We start from the raw sequence: 15,985 nt of genomic DNA, 5'->3' as shown, positions 1-15,985 counted from the left end.
GTTTGCGTTGCAAGCTGCGGCCGCCCGATACCCAGGTTTTCCAGGCCAACCAGAATTTACGAATGGGTGTCAGCGAAATGCGCTGTTCCAGTACATGCCAACGATCATTGGCAATTTCCACCAGCAGGGCATGGTAGATGGCGGCCATCAACAGGCCTGGGCGTTGTGCCCGGCGATCCACAGCGGGCAGGGCGCGCATGGCCTGGCGGTACAAGTCCTGGGCGCGTTCGGTTTGAAAGGCCATCAGGGCCTCGAAGCGCTCCGAATGCTGTTGATCCAGGATCTCGTGAGGTGACACACCAAACTTGTCCAGATCTTCCTGGGGCAGGTAGATGCGGCCACGACGAGCGTCATCGCCCACATCACGGATGATATTAGTCAACTGAAAAGCCAGGCCCAGTTTTTGGGCATAATCGCTGGTCTGTTCCTGGGTTTGGCCAAAAATACGCGCCGACAGCAGTCCCACCACGCTGGCGGCGTGCCAACAGTAGCGTTCCAGCTCGCTCCAGCTTTGGTAGCGCACTTGGTCCAGATCCATTTCCATGCCGTCAATCACGGCCAGCAGTTCGTCCTGAGGCAGGTCGAACGCTTTGATATGGGGCGCCAGAGCCTGCATGACCGGGTGATGGGCACGGCCTTCGTACAGATCGGCCACTTGCGTGCGCCACCAGACCAGCTTCATGCGGGCAACCGATTCCTCGTGAACCTCGTCCACCACGTCGTCCACCTCGCGGCAAAACGCGTACAGCGCCGTGATGGCACGGCGGCGTTCAGGCGGCAGAAACAAAAAGGCGTAGTAAAAACTGGAGCCGCTCTGGGCTGCCTTGTTCTGACAATACTCGTCTGGGCTCATGGACGTTCAGGGTCGGTAAGGGGTACGGCTCAAGCCGCGGGTAATCAGGCGTAGCCAGTCCAGGCGGGACAGGGTGGGACGATGGCTGAAGACATCAAACTTTACCGCTTCCAGGCGTTCCAGAATACGCAGGCCGCCCAATACCATCATTTTCAGTTCCAGGCTGATGCGCCCGGACAGATAGCTGGACAGCAGCAGCCCGGCTTGCAGGCGTTGACGGGCATCGGTAACCAGCAACTGCATCATTTCCTGCCAGCGGGCATCGGCCTCGGGCTGACGCAGCAGCTGGGTACGGGCCTGGATGTAATCATCATCCAGATCATATTGGGCCAGCAGGTCTTGCGGGATATAGACACGGTTTTTGTGCCAGTCCAGTGCCACGTCCTGCCAGAAATTAACCAGTTGCAGCCCGGTACAGGTGGAGTCGGCCATCTCGATCAGCTCCGGGCTGTGGGCTTGATACAGATGCAGCATCAAACGGCCGACCGGGTTGGCCGAGCGGGTACAGTAATCCAGCACCTGGGCCATATCGCTATAGCGATGGGTGGTGACATCCTGGCGAAACGCAGACAGCAGGTCCAGAAAAGGCTTGAGAGGCAACTGGAAGTTGCTGATGCTGCTGGCCAGAGGGACAAAAATTTCACTGTGCGGGGTATCGGCCAGGATGGGCTGGTGATATTGCAGTTGTTCTATTCCGGCTTCGAACTGCGCCAGCAGTTGCAGGCGCTCGGCAGCGCTTAAATCGCCTTCATCAGCAATGTCGTCGGCGCTGCGGGCAAAACGATAAATATCGGTGACCGGTCGGCGTAGCCGACGAGGTAGCAGCACAGAGGCGACAGGGAAGTTTTCATAGTGCTCGATAGACATAGTCCGCCAGTATACGGCTTTCGTTTCCACTAGGGCTGGTTTAGACTTTCGTATTGCTTCGGGGAGAACCATGCCACGTCCTATCTCGGCCACCATTCATATTGCGTCACTGCGTCACAATCTCGATATGGTTATTCAGAGCCTGAATAACGCCACGGCTCCATCCGGCGTAAAACGGCCCCATATCTGGGCCGTCATGAAGGCCAATGCTTACGGTCATGACATCGAAAATGCGGTGCGGGCATTCAGTGCCGCCGAAGGCATGGCGATGCTGGACCTGAAAGAAGCCATACGTTGTCGGGCTGCCGGTTGGACCGGCCCCATCATGTTGCTGGAAGGTTTTTTCCAGCCTGAAGATCTGGATGTGCTGGCCGAGTTTGGCCTGACCACTGTCATTCATTGCCACGAGCAGCTCAAGATGCTGGAGCAGTGGAAGGGCGGGGTGGCCTTGAATGCCATGGTCAAGCTCAATAGCGGCATGAACCGTCTGGGTTTCAGCGTGGACGATTACCCCGCCGCCTTCGAGCGCGCTCAGCGTCTGCAAAAAGCGGGCAAGCTGGGAACCGTGGGGCGCATGACGCACTTTGCGCGCGCTGACGACAATATCGACGCCACGCTGGAGCAGATTCGCTGCTTTAACCGGATCACCGATGGCTTGCCGGGCCCGGTCAGTGTGTGTAATTCAGCGGCAACACTAAGCCCTGACCTGGGTGCATACATGCCCTCCGGTCCGGATCACTGGGTACGCCCCGGTATTTGTCTGTACGGCAGCTCTCCTTTTGCGGACATCAGCGCCGAGGACTTCGGCCTGCAGCCTGGTATGACTTTGGCCGCAGAGCTGATCAGCGTGCGCGGCGTCAAGCAGGGCGAGGGCATTGGCTACGGCCATACGTACATTGCCGAGCAGGCCATGCGTATTGGCGTGGTGGCTTGTGGCTATGCCGATGGTTACCCGCGTCACGCGGGAACCGGCACCCCGATTACCGTGAACGGTGTGCGCACTCGTTTGCTCGGTCGTGTGTCCATGGACATGCTGGCAGTCGACCTGACCCCGGTGCCCGCCGCCGGTGTAGGCAGTCAGGCGGTGTTGTTCGGTCAAGGCGGGCCCAGTGTGGATGAGGTTGCTGCGGCAGCCGGAACCCTGGGCTACGAATTGATTTGCGCGGTCGCCCCACGCGTGCCGCGCGTCATCCAGGATTAACACCAACAAGGCATAGCCATGAAAAATAAATGTGTACTCGTTACCGGCGCTACCAAAGGAATCGGCTGGGCAATCAGCCAAAGGCTGGCTGATGCCGGGGCCCACGTTGTGGGTCTGGCCCGCCACACCGAAAGCATTGATTTCCCCGGATATCTGTACTCCTGCGATTTGAGCAATGCAGGCGAAACCGAGGAAATGCTGCGCGTTATCCGCGAAAAATATCCCGTTGATGCGGTTGTGAACAACGTGGGTATGGTCGCGCCCGAACCGATTGGTCAGGTGGACCTGGGCAATCTTTATCAGGTGTTTGACCTGAATGTACGTGTGGCGGTGCAAGTGGCCCAGGCTTTCATCCCTTCGATGAAAGCGCGCAAGGAAGGCCGCATCGTCAATATTTGCAGTCGTGTTGTGCACGGCGGTTCCGATCGCACCAGCTATGCCGCGGCCAAAAGTGCCTTGCTGGGTTGTACCCGCACCTGGGCCTTGGAATTGGCTCCTTACGGCATTACCGTCAATGCGGTCTCTCCTGGTCCGATCGAAACCGAATTGTTCCGTGCCAATCATCCCGTCGGCAGCGAAGCCGAACAGCGCAGCCTGTCCTCCATTCCTTTGGGACGTTTTGGGCAGGCGGCCGAAGTGGCTGCTGCGGTTACCTTCTTGCTAAGCGATGAAGCTGCTTATATCACCGGCCAGAATCTGGGCGTGGATGGCGGTGGCAGCTTGGCCGGACGTTAAGGAATTTCTATGGCCACCAGTACTCGTGCGGCCCGCAAGGCCAAAGTTGTATTTGTTTGCACGGAGTGCGGGGCAGATACACCCAAGTGGGCGGGCAAATGCCCTGCCTGCGGGGCTTGGAACAGTTTGCAGGAAACGGTAGAGACACCGGCTGCGGCCAGTGCGCATCGTTTTGCTTCCCTGGCTGGCTCCAGCCCGGTCCAAAGTCTTTCAGATGTGCAGGCACGGGAACTGCCGCGTGTGCCCACAGGCATAGGCGAGTTCGATCGTGTCCTGGGCGGTGGCCTGGTGGAAGGCGGCGTGATCCTGATCGGGGGCGATCCCGGTGTCGGTAAATCCACGCTGCTGCTGCAAGCCATGGCAGCCTTGGCCCAGCAAACCAAAGTTCTGTATGTGACGGGCGAGGAATCCGCCGAGCAGGTCGCCTTGCGTGCTCGCCGTTTGGGCGTGCCTACCGAAGGTGTGGATCTGCTGGCTGAAATTCGACTGGAATCCATCAGCCAGGCCTTGCAGTCGCACCAGCCTAGCGTAGTGGTAATCGATTCGATTCAAACCCTGTATTCCGATCAGCTCAGTGCGGCCCCAGGCTCGGTATCGCAGGTGCGTGAATGTGCGGCGCAGCTCACCCGTCTGGCCAAGCAAAGCGGTACTTCCATGATTTTTATCGGTCACGTCACCAAAGACGGGACCTTGGCCGGTCCGCGTGTGCTGGAGCACATTGTGGATACAGTGCTGTATTTCGAGGGGGATACCCATTCCTCTTTCCGCATGGTGCGCGCATTCAAGAACCGCTTTGGCGCGGTAAATGAATTGGGCGTGTTTGCCATGACGGAAAAAGGCTTGAAAGGAGTCAGCAATCCTTCGGCCCTGTTCTTGTCCCAGCATTCCCAGTCAGTAGCCGGTTCCTGCGTCATGGCCACCCAGGAAGGCACACGGCCTTTGCTGGTGGAAATTCAGGCTTTGGTGGACTCGGCCCATGTACCCAATCCGCGTCGCCTGTCTGTGGGGCTGGAAAGCTCCCGTCTGGCCATGCTGCTGGCGGTGATGCACCGACATGCAGGCGTGGTCACTTACGATCAGGACGTGTTCGTGAACGCTGTAGGGGGCGTCAAGATTACCGAGCCAGCCGCTGACTTGGCTGTGTTGCTGGCTATTTTGTCTTCCCTGAATAACCGCCCCTTGCCACGGGGCCTGGTCGTGTTTGGGGAAATCGGCCTGGCCGGTGAAATTCGTCCGGCCCCGCGTGGACAGGAGCGTTTGCGCGAAGCGGCTAAATTGGGCTTCAGCATTGCCTTGATTCCCAAGAGCAACGCCCCGCGTCAGGCGATCGAAGGCCTGGAAATCTGGGCGGTAGACCGGGTGGAAGACGCTGTCGACCGTCTGCGTAATCTGTAACCGTCATGATAAGTATTGAGTTGATCCTGGCCTGCTTGCTGGGAGGCGCGCTTATTGGCTATACCGGCGGGGTCCTGGGGATAGGTGGCGGCTTGCTGGCTATTCCATTGCTGGGCCTGATTCTGGGTATGGACCAGCAAACCGCTCAAGGTACGGCTCTGATCATGGTGGTGCCTGCGGTGCTGCTGACCGTGCGTCAGTACCATCGTCGCAACCACATTGATTTTCGTCGGGCAGCACTGGGGGCGATCTCCTCCATCATCTTTACCTGGCTGGGCGCACGTCTGGCTCTGGGCATGGATGCGATCTTGCTGCGTCGCATTTACTCTGTATTTGTGATGGCCATTGCCCTGTATTATTTCGACCAGAGTTTGGGTTTTTCCCGGCGGCGTCGTCGCAGTGACAAGCCGCGTCCGGACCCGGAGTCGTTTGGCCAGCTGTGGTATATCGCGGTAGGCATGATGGCGGGCTTGGCCGGAGGCGTGTTTGGTGTGGGCGGTGCGGTGCTGGTGGTGCCGTTCCTGACCAGCCGTATGGGTTATAGCCAGACCGGTGCGCAAGGCTTGGCACTGTCCATGATTATTCCCGGCACGTTGGTCGCCTTGGCGACGTACGCGTTTCATGGTCAGGCTACCTGGCAGGTCGGCATACCGATGGCGATGGGCAGCCTGCTGCTGGTGCCGTTTGGCGTGCGCTTGGCCTATCGTTTGCCCGAGAATCGTCTGAAGTTTATTTTTGCCTGCATGCTGGTATTGATCATGGCCCTGTTGCTGGTTCGTGCCTGAGGAGCTGCTGTGAGCACCCAATCCGAAACTGTCTATTCTTTGCCCGGTGGCGGTGCCTTGTTGGCTCCGGAGCTGGCCAATCAGCTGGATCTGGAACCCGAGGCCTTGCAGCGCTGGTTCGAGGCCACCTCGTATGGCGACCAGGCCAGCAAGGTGGGGCAGGGGGGGCGTCAGGCCGCCTGGTTTGTGAACGGGCCCTTTGGTCAGGCGGTGCTGCGTCACTACCGCCGTGGTGGCCTGGTGGCTCGCTTCAATGAGTCTTCCTACTTGTGGCAAGGGGCATCGCGGACTCGCAGCTGGCGAGAATTTCAGGTGATGTCTTATTTGCACAACATGGGCTTGGCCGTCCCCAAAGTGCTGGCGGGTGCATGGTGGCAACAGGGTTTTTGGTACCATGCGGCCTTGATAAGCCAGCGTGTGCCCGATGTGCAGCCTTTGACTCTGTGCCTGGACCGTGCCTCCCCCGAAGCGGTGGCACACGAGATTGTCCGCATGCACCAATTCGAGGTTTGGCACGCTGACCTTAACGCCTACAATATTTTGCTGGATGCGAATGACAAAGTCTGGCTGATCGATTTTGACCGTGCACGACAGGGGCCCGTCAGCCCCGCCCAGGCGCTGGGTAATGTGCAACGCCTGAGACGATCTTTGCTCAAAGTGTGTGGGCCGCGTGGCGATCAGTGGTGGCAGCAGATGTTTTCTGCTTACCGTCACCAAACGCAGCGTTAATTACGACTACGGGCTTTAAAAAAGCTTTATCATCTCGCCTTTTGGGTTTTTCGCTTTCGATAGGAAGGGGACTCGTGATGTCTTTTGGGATGAACACACCACAGGTACTCGCAGGCCTGCTGGCCGCTGCTGCCATCATGCCTGTTGCACAGGCACAAAATCAGGTTGTTAACGTCTATAACTGGGCTGAATATACGGCCCCCGACACCTTGTCCGGCTTTCAGAAAGCCACGGGCATTACCGTGCGTTATGACGTTTACGACAATAACGACACTTTGCAAGCCAAGTTGTTGACGGGCAAGTCGGGGTACGACGTGGTGGTTCCCTCCACGCATTACGCAGCGCGTCAGATCGAAGGCGGTTTGTTCCAGAAGCTGGATAAAAGTCAGATTCCCAACTGGTCCCATCTGGACCCGGACATCATGGCGCTGCTCTCCGATGTGGACCCCGGCAATGAATACCTGATTCCCTGGGGCTACGGCACCAATGGCCTGGGCTACAACGTCACTAAAGTCAAAGAGATCATGGGCGAGCAGGTGGACCTGGGCAACTGGGACATGCTGTTCAAGCCTGAAAATGCCCAGAAGCTGAAAGGCTGTGGCATTTCCATTCTGGACGAAGCCGCCCAGGTGTTCCCGGCCGTGCTGCACTACATTGGCAAAGACCCCAACAGCAGCAATGAAGCCGATTACCGCGAAGCCCTGGACTTGCTCAAGCAAATCCGTCCTTACGTACGTCAGTTCAGCTCCTCGGGCTATATCGACGAGCTGGCTGCGGGCGATCTGTGCATGGTCTACGGTTTCTCCGGCGACGTGATGATCTCCGCTGATCGTGCGCGCCAGGCTAAAAAGCCGTACGCCATCGACTACTACATTCCGCAAGGCGGGGCTCCGGTCTGGTTTGACACCATGGCCATCCCCAAGAGCGCGAGCAATGTGAAAGAGGCCCACGCCTTCATCAACTACATTGAAACGCCGGAAGTCCATGCTGCCATTACCAACACCATGTTCTACCCGAACGCCAATAAAGATGCGCGCGAGTTCGTGGTCAAGGAAGTAGCTGACAACCCCATGATTTACCCTTCGCCCGAAGTCTCCAAGACTTTGTTCGTCATCAAACCACAGCCACTGAAGGTGCAGCGTCTGCAAACGCGCCTGTGGGCTGAACTCAAGTCTGGACGTTAAGGCATCATGCAAGATATCCGTACCGGAACCTCGCCCTGGATGGATGGCGAGGATGCTTTCGTGCGTGTGGACGAAGTCGTCAAGATTTTTGGCGATACGGTGGCCGTACAGTCTGTAAGTCTGGACGTCGCCCGTCACGAAATTTTTGCGCTGCTGGGTAGTTCAGGCAGTGGCAAATCCACCCTGCTGCGTATGCTGGCAGGTTTCGAGGAGCCGACTTCCGGTCGGATTTATCTGGACAACGAGGATATTACCGACCTGCCGCCTTACCGGCGGCCGGTCAATATGATGTTCCAGTCCTACGCGCTGTTTCCGCACATGTCGGTTGAGGCCAATGTGGCTTTTGGCTTGAAGCAGGAAGGCGTGCCCCGCAACGAAATCCACGAACGCGTATTTGAAGCCCTGGATCTGGTGCAGATGGCGGGTTTTTCACGCCGCAAACCCAATCAGTTGTCAGGCGGCCAGCAACAGCGTGTCGCTTTGGCGCGTAGCCTGGTCAAGCGTCCCAAGCTGCTCTTGCTGGATGAACCCATGTCCGCATTGGACAAGCAGATTCGTCAGAAAACCCAGATTGAACTGGTCAAGATTCTGGAGCGTGTGGGAGTGACCTGCATTATGGTGACTCACGACCAGGAAGAGGCCATGACCATGGCCAGCCGACTGGCGGTAATGTCCGATGGGCAGATCATCCAGTCCGGTACGCCTTACGATGTGTACTCCTTCCCGAACTCGCGCTTTGTGGCGGGCTTTATCGGTTCCACCAATTTGTTCACCGGCGTAGTGACGGTGGACGAACCGGACCACGTTCATATTGAGTGCGAGGAGTTAAACCGCCCCTTGTATGTCAGCCACGGGATCAGCGAACCGCTGGGCATGGACGTGTATGTGTCCATTCGTCCCGAGCAGATCAAGGTGAGTCGTGAGTTGCCTTCCGAGGACACCAACTGGGGCCACGGCATCGTGACTCATGTGTCCTGGATGGGTAGCTACACCCGCTACCAGATTCGTCTGGACGCCGGCATGTTGATCGAGGCGCAAATGCCTAGCGGCACCTTGGCCCAGCCAGATGCTCCCGGCGTGGACGAAGAGGTCTACGTGTCCTGGTCCGACGACAGCGCAACGGTACTGAGCACATGAAGAACCTGTCCTGGCGCAAACTGCTGCCTACCAGTCGCACGCTGGTGGTCGCACCCACATTCCTGTGGATGATCCTGTTTCTGCTGGTGCCATTTTTGCTCGTGCTCAAGATCAGTTTTGCCGATCTTGATTTCGGGGTGCCGCCGTATACGCCCTTGGCCCAGTTTGCCGAGGAAAGCATTTCCTTTGTACTGAACCTGCGCGGCTATATCCTGCTGTTCAGCGACAATCTGTATTTGGCCACCTACGTCAGCTCCTTGAAGATGGCTGCCGTCACCACGATCTTTTGTATCCTGATCGGCTACCCGGTGGCTTACTACATTGCGCGCTCTTCACCCGCCGTGCGTAGTCTGTTGTTGCTGGCGGTGATTCTGCCTTTCTGGACCTCCATGCTGCTGCGTGTCTACGCCTGGGTAGGCATCTTGCGTGGCGATGGCCTGCTCAATCAGGTCTTGCTGTGGATAGGCATTATTGATGCGCCGCTGGAAATCTACCGCACCGATCTGGCCGTCTATATCGGTTTGATCTATGCCTATCTGCCATTTTTCATCCTCCCTTTGTATGCGAATCTGGTAAAGCTGGATATGCGCTTGCTGGAAGCGGCTTACGATCTGGGCGCACGTCCCTGGTCGGCGTTCTGGAATATCACCTTGCCCATGTCCATGTCCGGCGTGATTGCCGGTGCCATGCTGGTGTTTATTCCGGCCGTAGGCGAGTACGTGATTCCGGAAATGCTGGGTGGGGCTGACACCTTGATGATGGGCCGTGTCATGTGGACCGAGTTCTTCAATAATGCGGACTGGCCGATGGCTGCTGCCGTCACTTGCGTGATGGTCCTGCTCTTGATCATTCCCTTGATTTTCTTCCAGTACAGCCAGATGCGACAGATAGAAGCGCAACGGGGAGGCCGCTCATGACCAAGCCTAATCCCTGGCTGCGTGCCATCGTCCTGACGCTGGGCTTTGGTTTTCTGTACATTCCTATCCTGTTCCTGATCGTCTTTTCATTTAATGAATCGGCCATCATGACGTCCTGGTCGGGTTTTTCCTTCCGCTGGTACGAATCCCTGTTTCAGGATAAAGCGCTGCTCAGTGCTGCCAAGCTGTCTTTCCTGATAGCCGTGCTGACCGCGACCATGGCCACCATTCTGGGCACCTGGGCCGCCTATGTGCTGGCCCGTATGGGACGCTTCAAGGGCTTTGCTCTGTATATCGGTCTGGTCAGTGCACCGCTGGTCATCCCGGAAGTGGTGCTGGGTATTTCCCTGCTGCTGATGTTTGTGGAGCTGAACTCCCTGTTTGGCTGGCCGGAACAGAACGGTATCTTCACTATCTGGATTGGTCACGTGGTGCTGTGCACCGCGTACGCGACCGTGATTCTGCAATCGCGTATGCGTGAGCTGGATCGCTCTCAGGAAGAAGCTGCGCTTGATTTGGGTGCCACCCCCTTGAGGGCGTTTTTCCAGGTGGTCCTGCCTTCGATCGTGCCTGCCTTGATGGCGGCCTGGTTGCTGGCCTTTACCTTGTCGCTGGACGATGTGGTGATCGCCTCCTTCCTGTCCGGTCCGGGCTTTACCACCTTGCCGGTGGAAGTGTTTTCGCGCGTACGCTTGGGTCTCAAGCCCGAGATCAACGCGTTGGCGACCCTGCTGATTTTGGTGATTGGTATTTTTGTTGTGGTCGCCAGCCGCTTGCAGGTACGCCGCGAGCGTCGCGCCTGATTGATAAGGAGTATTGCCGTGTTCACGATGTATGGTTTGAAAAATTGCAGCACCTGCCAAAAGGCGATTGCCTGGTTTGAGCAAAACGGTCTGCCTTTGAACTTTGTGGATTACCGCGAACATCCCTTGGAAGCGGCCCGCCTGCAACAATGGGCGCAGGAGCTGGGTGGCTGGCCCAAGCTGGTCAACCGTGCCTCCATGACCTGGCGTAATCTGCCTGCAGAACGTAAAGAGCCGCAGGACGATGCCCAGTGGCTGGCCTTGATTGCTGAATTTCCGGCGCTGGTGCGCCGCCCCTTGCTGATTACGCCCGAGGGCGAGGTCAGCGTGGGTTTCAACGAAGGCAAATTTGCCGCTCGTTTTCTTAAGTAAACCAAGGGGGGCCAAGCCCCCCCATTTTTATATCTGCCATGTACACACAGACCGAACTCAAACAACAGGTGGCTCAGGCTGCGGTTGATTACGTCCTTCCTTTCCTGACCCCGGATTCCATTCTGGGTGTGGGTACGGGTTCCACGGTTGATTTGTTTATTGATGCTCTGGCGGCGCACAAACATGCCTTCAAGGCTGCTGCTTCCAGCTCGGAGCGCTCGACCGCTCGCCTGCAAAGTCTGGGTATTGCAGTGCAAGACTTGAACACCATCGAACGCATGGACTGGTATGTGGACGGTGCCGACGAAATCGATGCGGCGTTGAACATGACCAAGGGCGGTGGTGGCGCTTTGACCCGCGAGAAAATCGTGGCTTCGGTCTCGGACAAGTTCCTGTGCATTGTGGACGATTCCAAACTGGTGGATCGCCTGGGTGCGTTCCCCTTGCCGGTGGAAGTCATCCCCATGGCCAAGAATGCCGTGGCTCGCCAATTGCGCGCCTTGGGCGGTAATCCCGTCGAGCGTACGGGCTTTGTCACCGATAACGGTGGCCTGATTCTGGACGTGTCCGGTTTGTCGATTGCAGACCCGGCTGCTCTGGAAGCCCAGATCAACAATATGCCCGGTGTGGTGTGCTGTGGCCTGTTCGCGATTACCCCAGCCAGCGTGGCCTTGATTGCCGGTCAACAGGGTGTGCGTACCCTGCCTGGCGACGGTTTCTGAATTTTAATGTCTCTGTCATAATCGGTGCTTAATCTATGCACGGATTAAGCGCTGGCGCGAGCCATTTTGCTGTTACAGAAGGCCACTATGAACGAACATACCAATAAGCAGTTTCACTCCGATCTGGAGGCCACCCGTTCGCTGTTCTTGCAGATGGGCGGTATTGTTGAATCTATGGTTCGCAGTGCGACCGAAGCCCTGCAAACCGGGGATATGTCGCTGGTCGATCAGGTTCGCGAGCGTGAAAAAGAAATCAACCGCCTGGAGGTGGAGATTGACGAGCGCATCACCAATCTGATCGCCCGTAATCAACCCACCGCCATTGACTTGCGCATGCTGCTGTCCATCTCCAAAATGCTGACCGATATGGAACGCTGCGGGGACGAGGCCGAGCGCATCGCCAAGATGGCTCGCCGTCTGCACGAAGGTACCGCTGGCTACGAGCCCGTGGTGGAACTGCGCCACATGAGCTCCTCAGTCGCTGGCATGATCAACGATGTGCTGGACGCCTTTGCGCGCCAGGATGCCGTACACGCAGCGCAGATTGTGCGTAGCGACAAGGAAGTGGATCGTGAGTGGAAGGGTTCGCTGCGTCACATCATCACTTACATGATTGAAGATCCACGCACGATTTCGCACTCCATTGATCTGATCTTTATCGCCCGTGCGCTGGAGCGTATTGGCGACCACGCCAAGAACATGGCTGAACGCGTGATCTACATGGTGCGTGGTGACGACGTGCGTCACACCGGTGTGAAAAACACCGAGCGTACTGCACGTGGTGAACCCTTGCCAGAACCGGAATCCGAAGACAAAGCCTGATTCCGACCCGGGCCTTCTTGCTGCAAGCCTTGCATGACACCATGCAAGGCTTGTTTGCTTTTCAAAAACTAAAGCCGTAGCCTTGGGGGGCTTGGTCAGGATAGAACTGGGTACGTAGCAGTACCGCATCCTGCACCGTAATCAATACTGCTGAGTTCCACCAGGACGGGGTCAGCGTTGGCAAGGCCAGCAGATAGCCCTGCACGCCGTGCGCACCGGACTGGCGCACAAACTCCAGATCAGCCTCGTCCTCGACACCTTCGATTATCACGTAGGGGCTGTAATCGGCGCAGACATTGACCAGATTGCGCAGCAAATGGGCTGGCTGACCGGGGCTGCGTGCCCGCAGCAAGATCGAGCGGTCAATTTTGATAATGTCGGCATGGGTCTGCACCAGAAAGGCCAGGGTACTATTACCCGATCCCGTGTCGTCCAGAGCAATCCGTACCCCCAGGTTTTGTAGTTGGGCAATCAGGCGCAGCGCCGTGGGCTTGTGGGCGATGGTGCCGGTTTCCGTCACCTCCAGAATCAGGCGCTGGGCCACATCCGGGCGACTGTCCAGATAGCTGAACAGATCCTGCCACCACAAATCGTCCTGCAGGGAGCCTGCGGAGATATTCACTCCCAGACAAAGACCAGGTTTTGTACTGAGCAGCTCCACCACACTGCCCAAGACACTGCGATCCAGCCGGGACACCAGACCTAGCCGCTCCAGAGCGGCGATGGCCTCGGGTAAAGAGTAATCCGCCGTGCCGCAGTGACGAATCAAGGCCTCTTCATAAAAGTTCTTGTTCTTGTGTTTTTCGCCCAGGTGATAGATGGGCTGAAAGGCCAGGGCCAGCAGCCCATTCTGTAAATCATCCAGCATGCGAACTGCCAGACTCATATCGTCCCGGTAGGTCTTGGCCCAGACCTTGTGCCAGGCGGCCAGCGTGGCTGGGTGATTATGAGAGCAGGGGTTGGGAGCGGGAGGGTGGAGCTGATTCGTGTCGTACTGACGGCTATCGTAGTGGTAAGCCATCTGGGTGTGCAGGTAGATGCGGTGCTCATCCTGGGTGATGGGGTCACACTCCAGTGCCGCACCCAGCAATTGGGCCAGGGCATTGGGATGGGTACGCTGAAAGCGGTGTTGCTTGCCCAACTGCTTCAAGGCAATCAGGACAAAATCTCCCCGGATAAAGATTTCATTGGCAGTCAGCCCACAGTCCAGCAGCCTTTGCTGCACGGTATCCAGCACAAAAGCATGAAACTGCGGCCCATACAAAGCCTCCAAATAGCTCAGGTTGACCAGCCACAGGCGCAAGTGAGTGGAGTACTGGTCAATCTCGGGTAGGTCTAGGCGGCACATGAACTTCTTTTCCTGTGGGTAAAGCAGTAAGCGGCGGTGCTGTGCAGGGCTCGGCGCAAGGCTGCTCAGACATGGACACGTGATGGGCCGGTGTGGCTTGGGCACTGTATGCGCATCAAGGCCAGCCGTGATTTTGTGCCTTAGGGCTTCAGGTAACTGTAGAAAAATCCCATTTCTTTTGATTTTTGACCAGTCTGAAACTAACTTGTCGCGCAGCGTTTCATTTAATTACGTTTTGGCTGCGTGTTGAAGGCGGGGCTATTTGATAGGAATGCGGGGAAAGGCGGGGGAGTCGGGGGCAGAAATAAAGAAACCCCGGAGCACGATGGTAATGCTCCGGGGTTTGCGTGCGTGTCCTGAATCGGGACTTAAGCGGAAGGGGCGGTAAAACCGTCGGCTTCCACGTCCTTGTCTTCAAACAGATACTGCTCCATCTGTTCTTTCAAATACGTGCGGGCACGGGCGTCGGCCAGGTTCAGGCGGTTCTCGTTCACCAGACGGGTTTGCACGTCCATCCAGTTGGCCCAGGCCTGTTTGGAAATCGAGTGCCAGATCTTGGTGCCCAGCTCGCCGGGGTAGGGGGGAAACTCCAGGCCCTCGGCTTCCTGTTTCAGCTTCACACAGTGAATCATGCGTGCCATATGTGTTCCTTTTCAATCAAATGCTTGGATGGGCGTATTGTACTTAGGGGCGCAGGAGGGTCAAACCGGCTTACAGCTTTTTAATAAAGACCATGCTGTTGCGCGAACGGTTGTAATGCGACTGCTTGCCCTTGGGCAGATCGGACACGCCACCTTGTACAAAGCCACGCTTGATAAACCAGTGAGACGTGCGGGTGGTCAGCACAAAAAGACGCTTGAAGCCGGCCGCACGGGCCTTGGCTTCGGTATGGCGCAAGAGAATTTCACCTTCGCCCGAGCCTTGCCATTCCGGGTGCACGATGAGACAGGCCATTTCGGCCATGCTTTCTTCTTCGTATGGAATCAAGGCCACACAGCCGTAAATAATGCCGTCGTGCTCCAGAACCGTGAACTGCTCCACCTCGCGCTCGATGACCGAACGGCCACGGGGGACCAGGGTGCCGTCAATTTCAAGGGGTTCGATCAGTTGCACGATTGCACCCACATCGTCCAGATTGGCCGGGCGCAAATCGTCCAGTGTGTCTTCCACCACCATGGTGCCTACCCCATCGTGGGTGAAGATCTCCAGCAAAATGCTGCCGTCCTGCTTGTAGGGCACCAGGTGCGCACGGGCAATACCGCGTTTGACGGCTTGCGAGGCGTAGCGCAGGAAGGTGGAGCAGTCCTCGTCCAGCTTGCCCGAGGCAAGCAGGGAGTCGGCATCGGCACGGGCCAGCTCCGAATCGATATCCAGATTATTGGAGTGCCCGATATGCTCCGGGGTCAGGAAAATCAGCTTTTCAGCGCGCAGGGCGATGGCCGTGCTGGTGGCCAGATCTTCCATGTCCAGGGTAAAGGCCTCGCCAGTTGGAGAAAAACCCAATGGGGAGAGTAGAATAAGCGCTCCTTGGCTCATGATCAGCCGCATGGCGTCCACGTCCAGCTTGCGTACCGCGCCAGAATGCTTGAAGTCCAGGCCATCAATCACGCCCACCGGACGCGCGGTCACAAAGTTGCCCGAAATGATGCGAATCTGGGCATGTGACATGGGGGTATTGGGCAAACCCTGGCTGAATGCGGCTTCAATGTCCAGGCGAATTTCACCAGCGGCTTCTTTGGCGCATTCCAGAGCGACCGCACTGGTTGGCTCGGTACCGCGACCGAATTGCGTGGTTTCGCCTTTCAGGCGCAGTTGCTCATTGACCTGGGGGCGGGAGCCATGCACCAGCACCAGCTTGATGCCCAGTGCTGACAGCAGCGACAAATCCGGGATCAGGGTGTAGAGCAGTCCATCGTTGATGAGCTCGCCCCCAAAGGCCACCACGAACGTCTTGCCACGAAAATCGTGTACATAAGGCGCCACTTCCCTGAACCATCGCACAAATTGTGCCTGGGATTCATCAGGTGGTTCGATGGCGTTGTACGAGTCGGGGATGTCTGTGTTCATTGCGGGGGATCTTTGCGTCCAAATGGTTTCAAGCCAAAATTATAATGA

General features: G+C 57.2%; 17 protein-coding genes. 12 read left to right on the top strand and 5 right to left on the bottom strand.

Going from position 1 to position 15,985, the window contains the following annotated elements:
• The coding region (hpnD, locus tag ACLPGZ_RS18655; protein ID WP_429641821.1) for a presqualene diphosphate synthase HpnD at nucleotides 1-853 on the bottom strand (853 nt) is incomplete at its 3' end.
• A 6-nt stretch (nucleotides 854-859) separates the two neighbouring features.
• Nucleotides 860-1,720 carry a squalene synthase HpnC gene (hpnC, locus tag ACLPGZ_RS18650; protein ID WP_369326548.1) on the bottom strand — a complete coding sequence of 287 codons (861 nt, stop codon included), beginning with the start codon at nucleotides 1,718-1,720 and terminating at the stop codon, nucleotides 860-862.
• 70 nt (nucleotides 1,721-1,790) lie between these two features.
• Between hpnC and alr the strand changes: the two genes are divergently transcribed.
• From alr to phoU, 12 genes are all read left to right on the top strand, one after another.
• On the top strand, nucleotides 1,791-2,921 hold the full coding sequence (alr, locus tag ACLPGZ_RS18645) for an alanine racemase (RefSeq protein ID WP_009461638.1): 1,131 nt from the start codon (nucleotides 1,791-1,793) through the stop codon (nucleotides 2,919-2,921).
• Between the two features lie 18 nt (nucleotides 2,922-2,939).
• Entirely contained in the window at nucleotides 2,940-3,656 is a 717-nt protein-coding gene (locus tag ACLPGZ_RS18640; protein ID WP_009461640.1) for an SDR family oxidoreductase, read from the top strand.
• Between the two features lie 9 nt (nucleotides 3,657-3,665).
• Nucleotides 3,666-5,051, top strand: coding sequence for a DNA repair protein RadA (radA, locus tag ACLPGZ_RS18635; RefSeq protein ID WP_009461642.1), 1,386 nt, complete (start codon nucleotides 3,666-3,668; stop codon nucleotides 5,049-5,051).
• A gap of 5 nt (nucleotides 5,052-5,056) precedes the next feature.
• Nucleotides 5,057-5,836, top strand: coding sequence for a sulfite exporter TauE/SafE family protein (locus tag ACLPGZ_RS18630; RefSeq protein WP_250756914.1), 780 nt, complete (start codon nucleotides 5,057-5,059; stop codon nucleotides 5,834-5,836).
• A gap of 9 nt (nucleotides 5,837-5,845) precedes the next feature.
• A complete protein-coding gene (locus tag ACLPGZ_RS18625; RefSeq protein WP_374697907.1) occupies nucleotides 5,846-6,565 on the top strand; it encodes a 3-deoxy-D-manno-octulosonic acid kinase in 720 nt (239 codons plus the stop codon).
• Nucleotides 6,566-6,642: 77 nt separating this feature from the next.
• Nucleotides 6,643-7,749, top strand: coding sequence for a polyamine ABC transporter substrate-binding protein (locus tag ACLPGZ_RS18620; RefSeq protein WP_429641818.1), 1,107 nt, complete (start codon nucleotides 6,643-6,645; stop codon nucleotides 7,747-7,749).
• A gap of 6 nt (nucleotides 7,750-7,755) precedes the next feature.
• Nucleotides 7,756-8,886, top strand: a complete 1,131-nt coding sequence (locus tag ACLPGZ_RS18615; RefSeq protein WP_009461650.1) for an ABC transporter ATP-binding protein — start codon at nucleotides 7,756-7,758, stop codon at nucleotides 8,884-8,886.
• Nucleotides 8,883-9,803, top strand: a complete 921-nt coding sequence (locus tag ACLPGZ_RS18610) for an ABC transporter permease subunit (protein ID WP_254499573.1) — start codon at nucleotides 8,883-8,885, stop codon at nucleotides 9,801-9,803. Before ACLPGZ_RS18615 ends, ACLPGZ_RS18610 begins: the two co-directional genes overlap by 4 nt.
• Nucleotides 9,800-10,606: an ABC transporter permease subunit gene (locus ACLPGZ_RS18605; RefSeq protein ID WP_009461654.1), complete on the top strand. Its 807-nt coding sequence runs from the start codon at nucleotides 9,800-9,802 to the stop codon at nucleotides 10,604-10,606. Before ACLPGZ_RS18610 ends, ACLPGZ_RS18605 begins: the two co-directional genes overlap by 4 nt.
• 27 nt (nucleotides 10,607-10,633) lie before the next feature.
• Complete coding sequence (locus tag ACLPGZ_RS18600) at nucleotides 10,634-10,978, top strand: Spx/MgsR family RNA polymerase-binding regulatory protein (protein WP_009461656.1); 345 nt, start codon at nucleotides 10,634-10,636, stop codon at nucleotides 10,976-10,978.
• 38 nt (nucleotides 10,979-11,016) lie between these two features.
• Nucleotides 11,017-11,700, top strand: a complete 684-nt coding sequence (gene rpiA, locus ACLPGZ_RS18595; RefSeq protein WP_009461658.1) for a ribose-5-phosphate isomerase RpiA — start codon at nucleotides 11,017-11,019, stop codon at nucleotides 11,698-11,700.
• 87 nt (nucleotides 11,701-11,787) lie between these two features.
• Nucleotides 11,788-12,522: a phosphate signaling complex protein PhoU gene (gene phoU / locus ACLPGZ_RS18590; protein ID WP_009461659.1), complete on the top strand. Its 735-nt coding sequence runs from the start codon at nucleotides 11,788-11,790 to the stop codon at nucleotides 12,520-12,522.
• Between the two features lie 61 nt (nucleotides 12,523-12,583).
• Here the strand turns inward: phoU and ACLPGZ_RS18585 are convergent, their stop codons facing one another.
• The 3 genes from ACLPGZ_RS18585 to argA all read right to left on the bottom strand — a co-directional run bounded on the left by ACLPGZ_RS18585 (nucleotide 12,584) and on the right by argA (nucleotide 15,937).
• Entirely contained in the window at nucleotides 12,584-13,870 is a 1,287-nt protein-coding gene (locus tag ACLPGZ_RS18585; protein WP_239055261.1) for an EAL domain-containing protein, read from the bottom strand.
• 368 nt (nucleotides 13,871-14,238) lie between these two features.
• A complete protein-coding gene (locus ACLPGZ_RS18580) occupies nucleotides 14,239-14,511 on the bottom strand; it encodes an oxidative damage protection protein (RefSeq protein ID WP_009461661.1) in 273 nt (90 codons plus the stop codon).
• Nucleotides 14,512-14,581: 70 nt separating this feature from the next.
• Nucleotides 14,582-15,937 (bottom strand): amino-acid N-acetyltransferase, encoded by a 1,356-nt coding sequence (argA, locus tag ACLPGZ_RS18575; RefSeq protein ID WP_009461662.1) that lies wholly within the window; start codon nucleotides 15,935-15,937, stop codon nucleotides 14,582-14,584.
• Nucleotides 15,938-15,985 lie beyond the last annotated feature (48 nt).

Origin of the sequence: Alcaligenes sp. Me129, assembly GCF_050487245.1 — a bacterium.
Lineage (GTDB): Bacteria > Pseudomonadota > Gammaproteobacteria > Burkholderiales > Burkholderiaceae_B > Alcaligenes > Alcaligenes phenolicus.
This window is presented reverse-complemented; position numbering and strand designations above follow the sequence as displayed.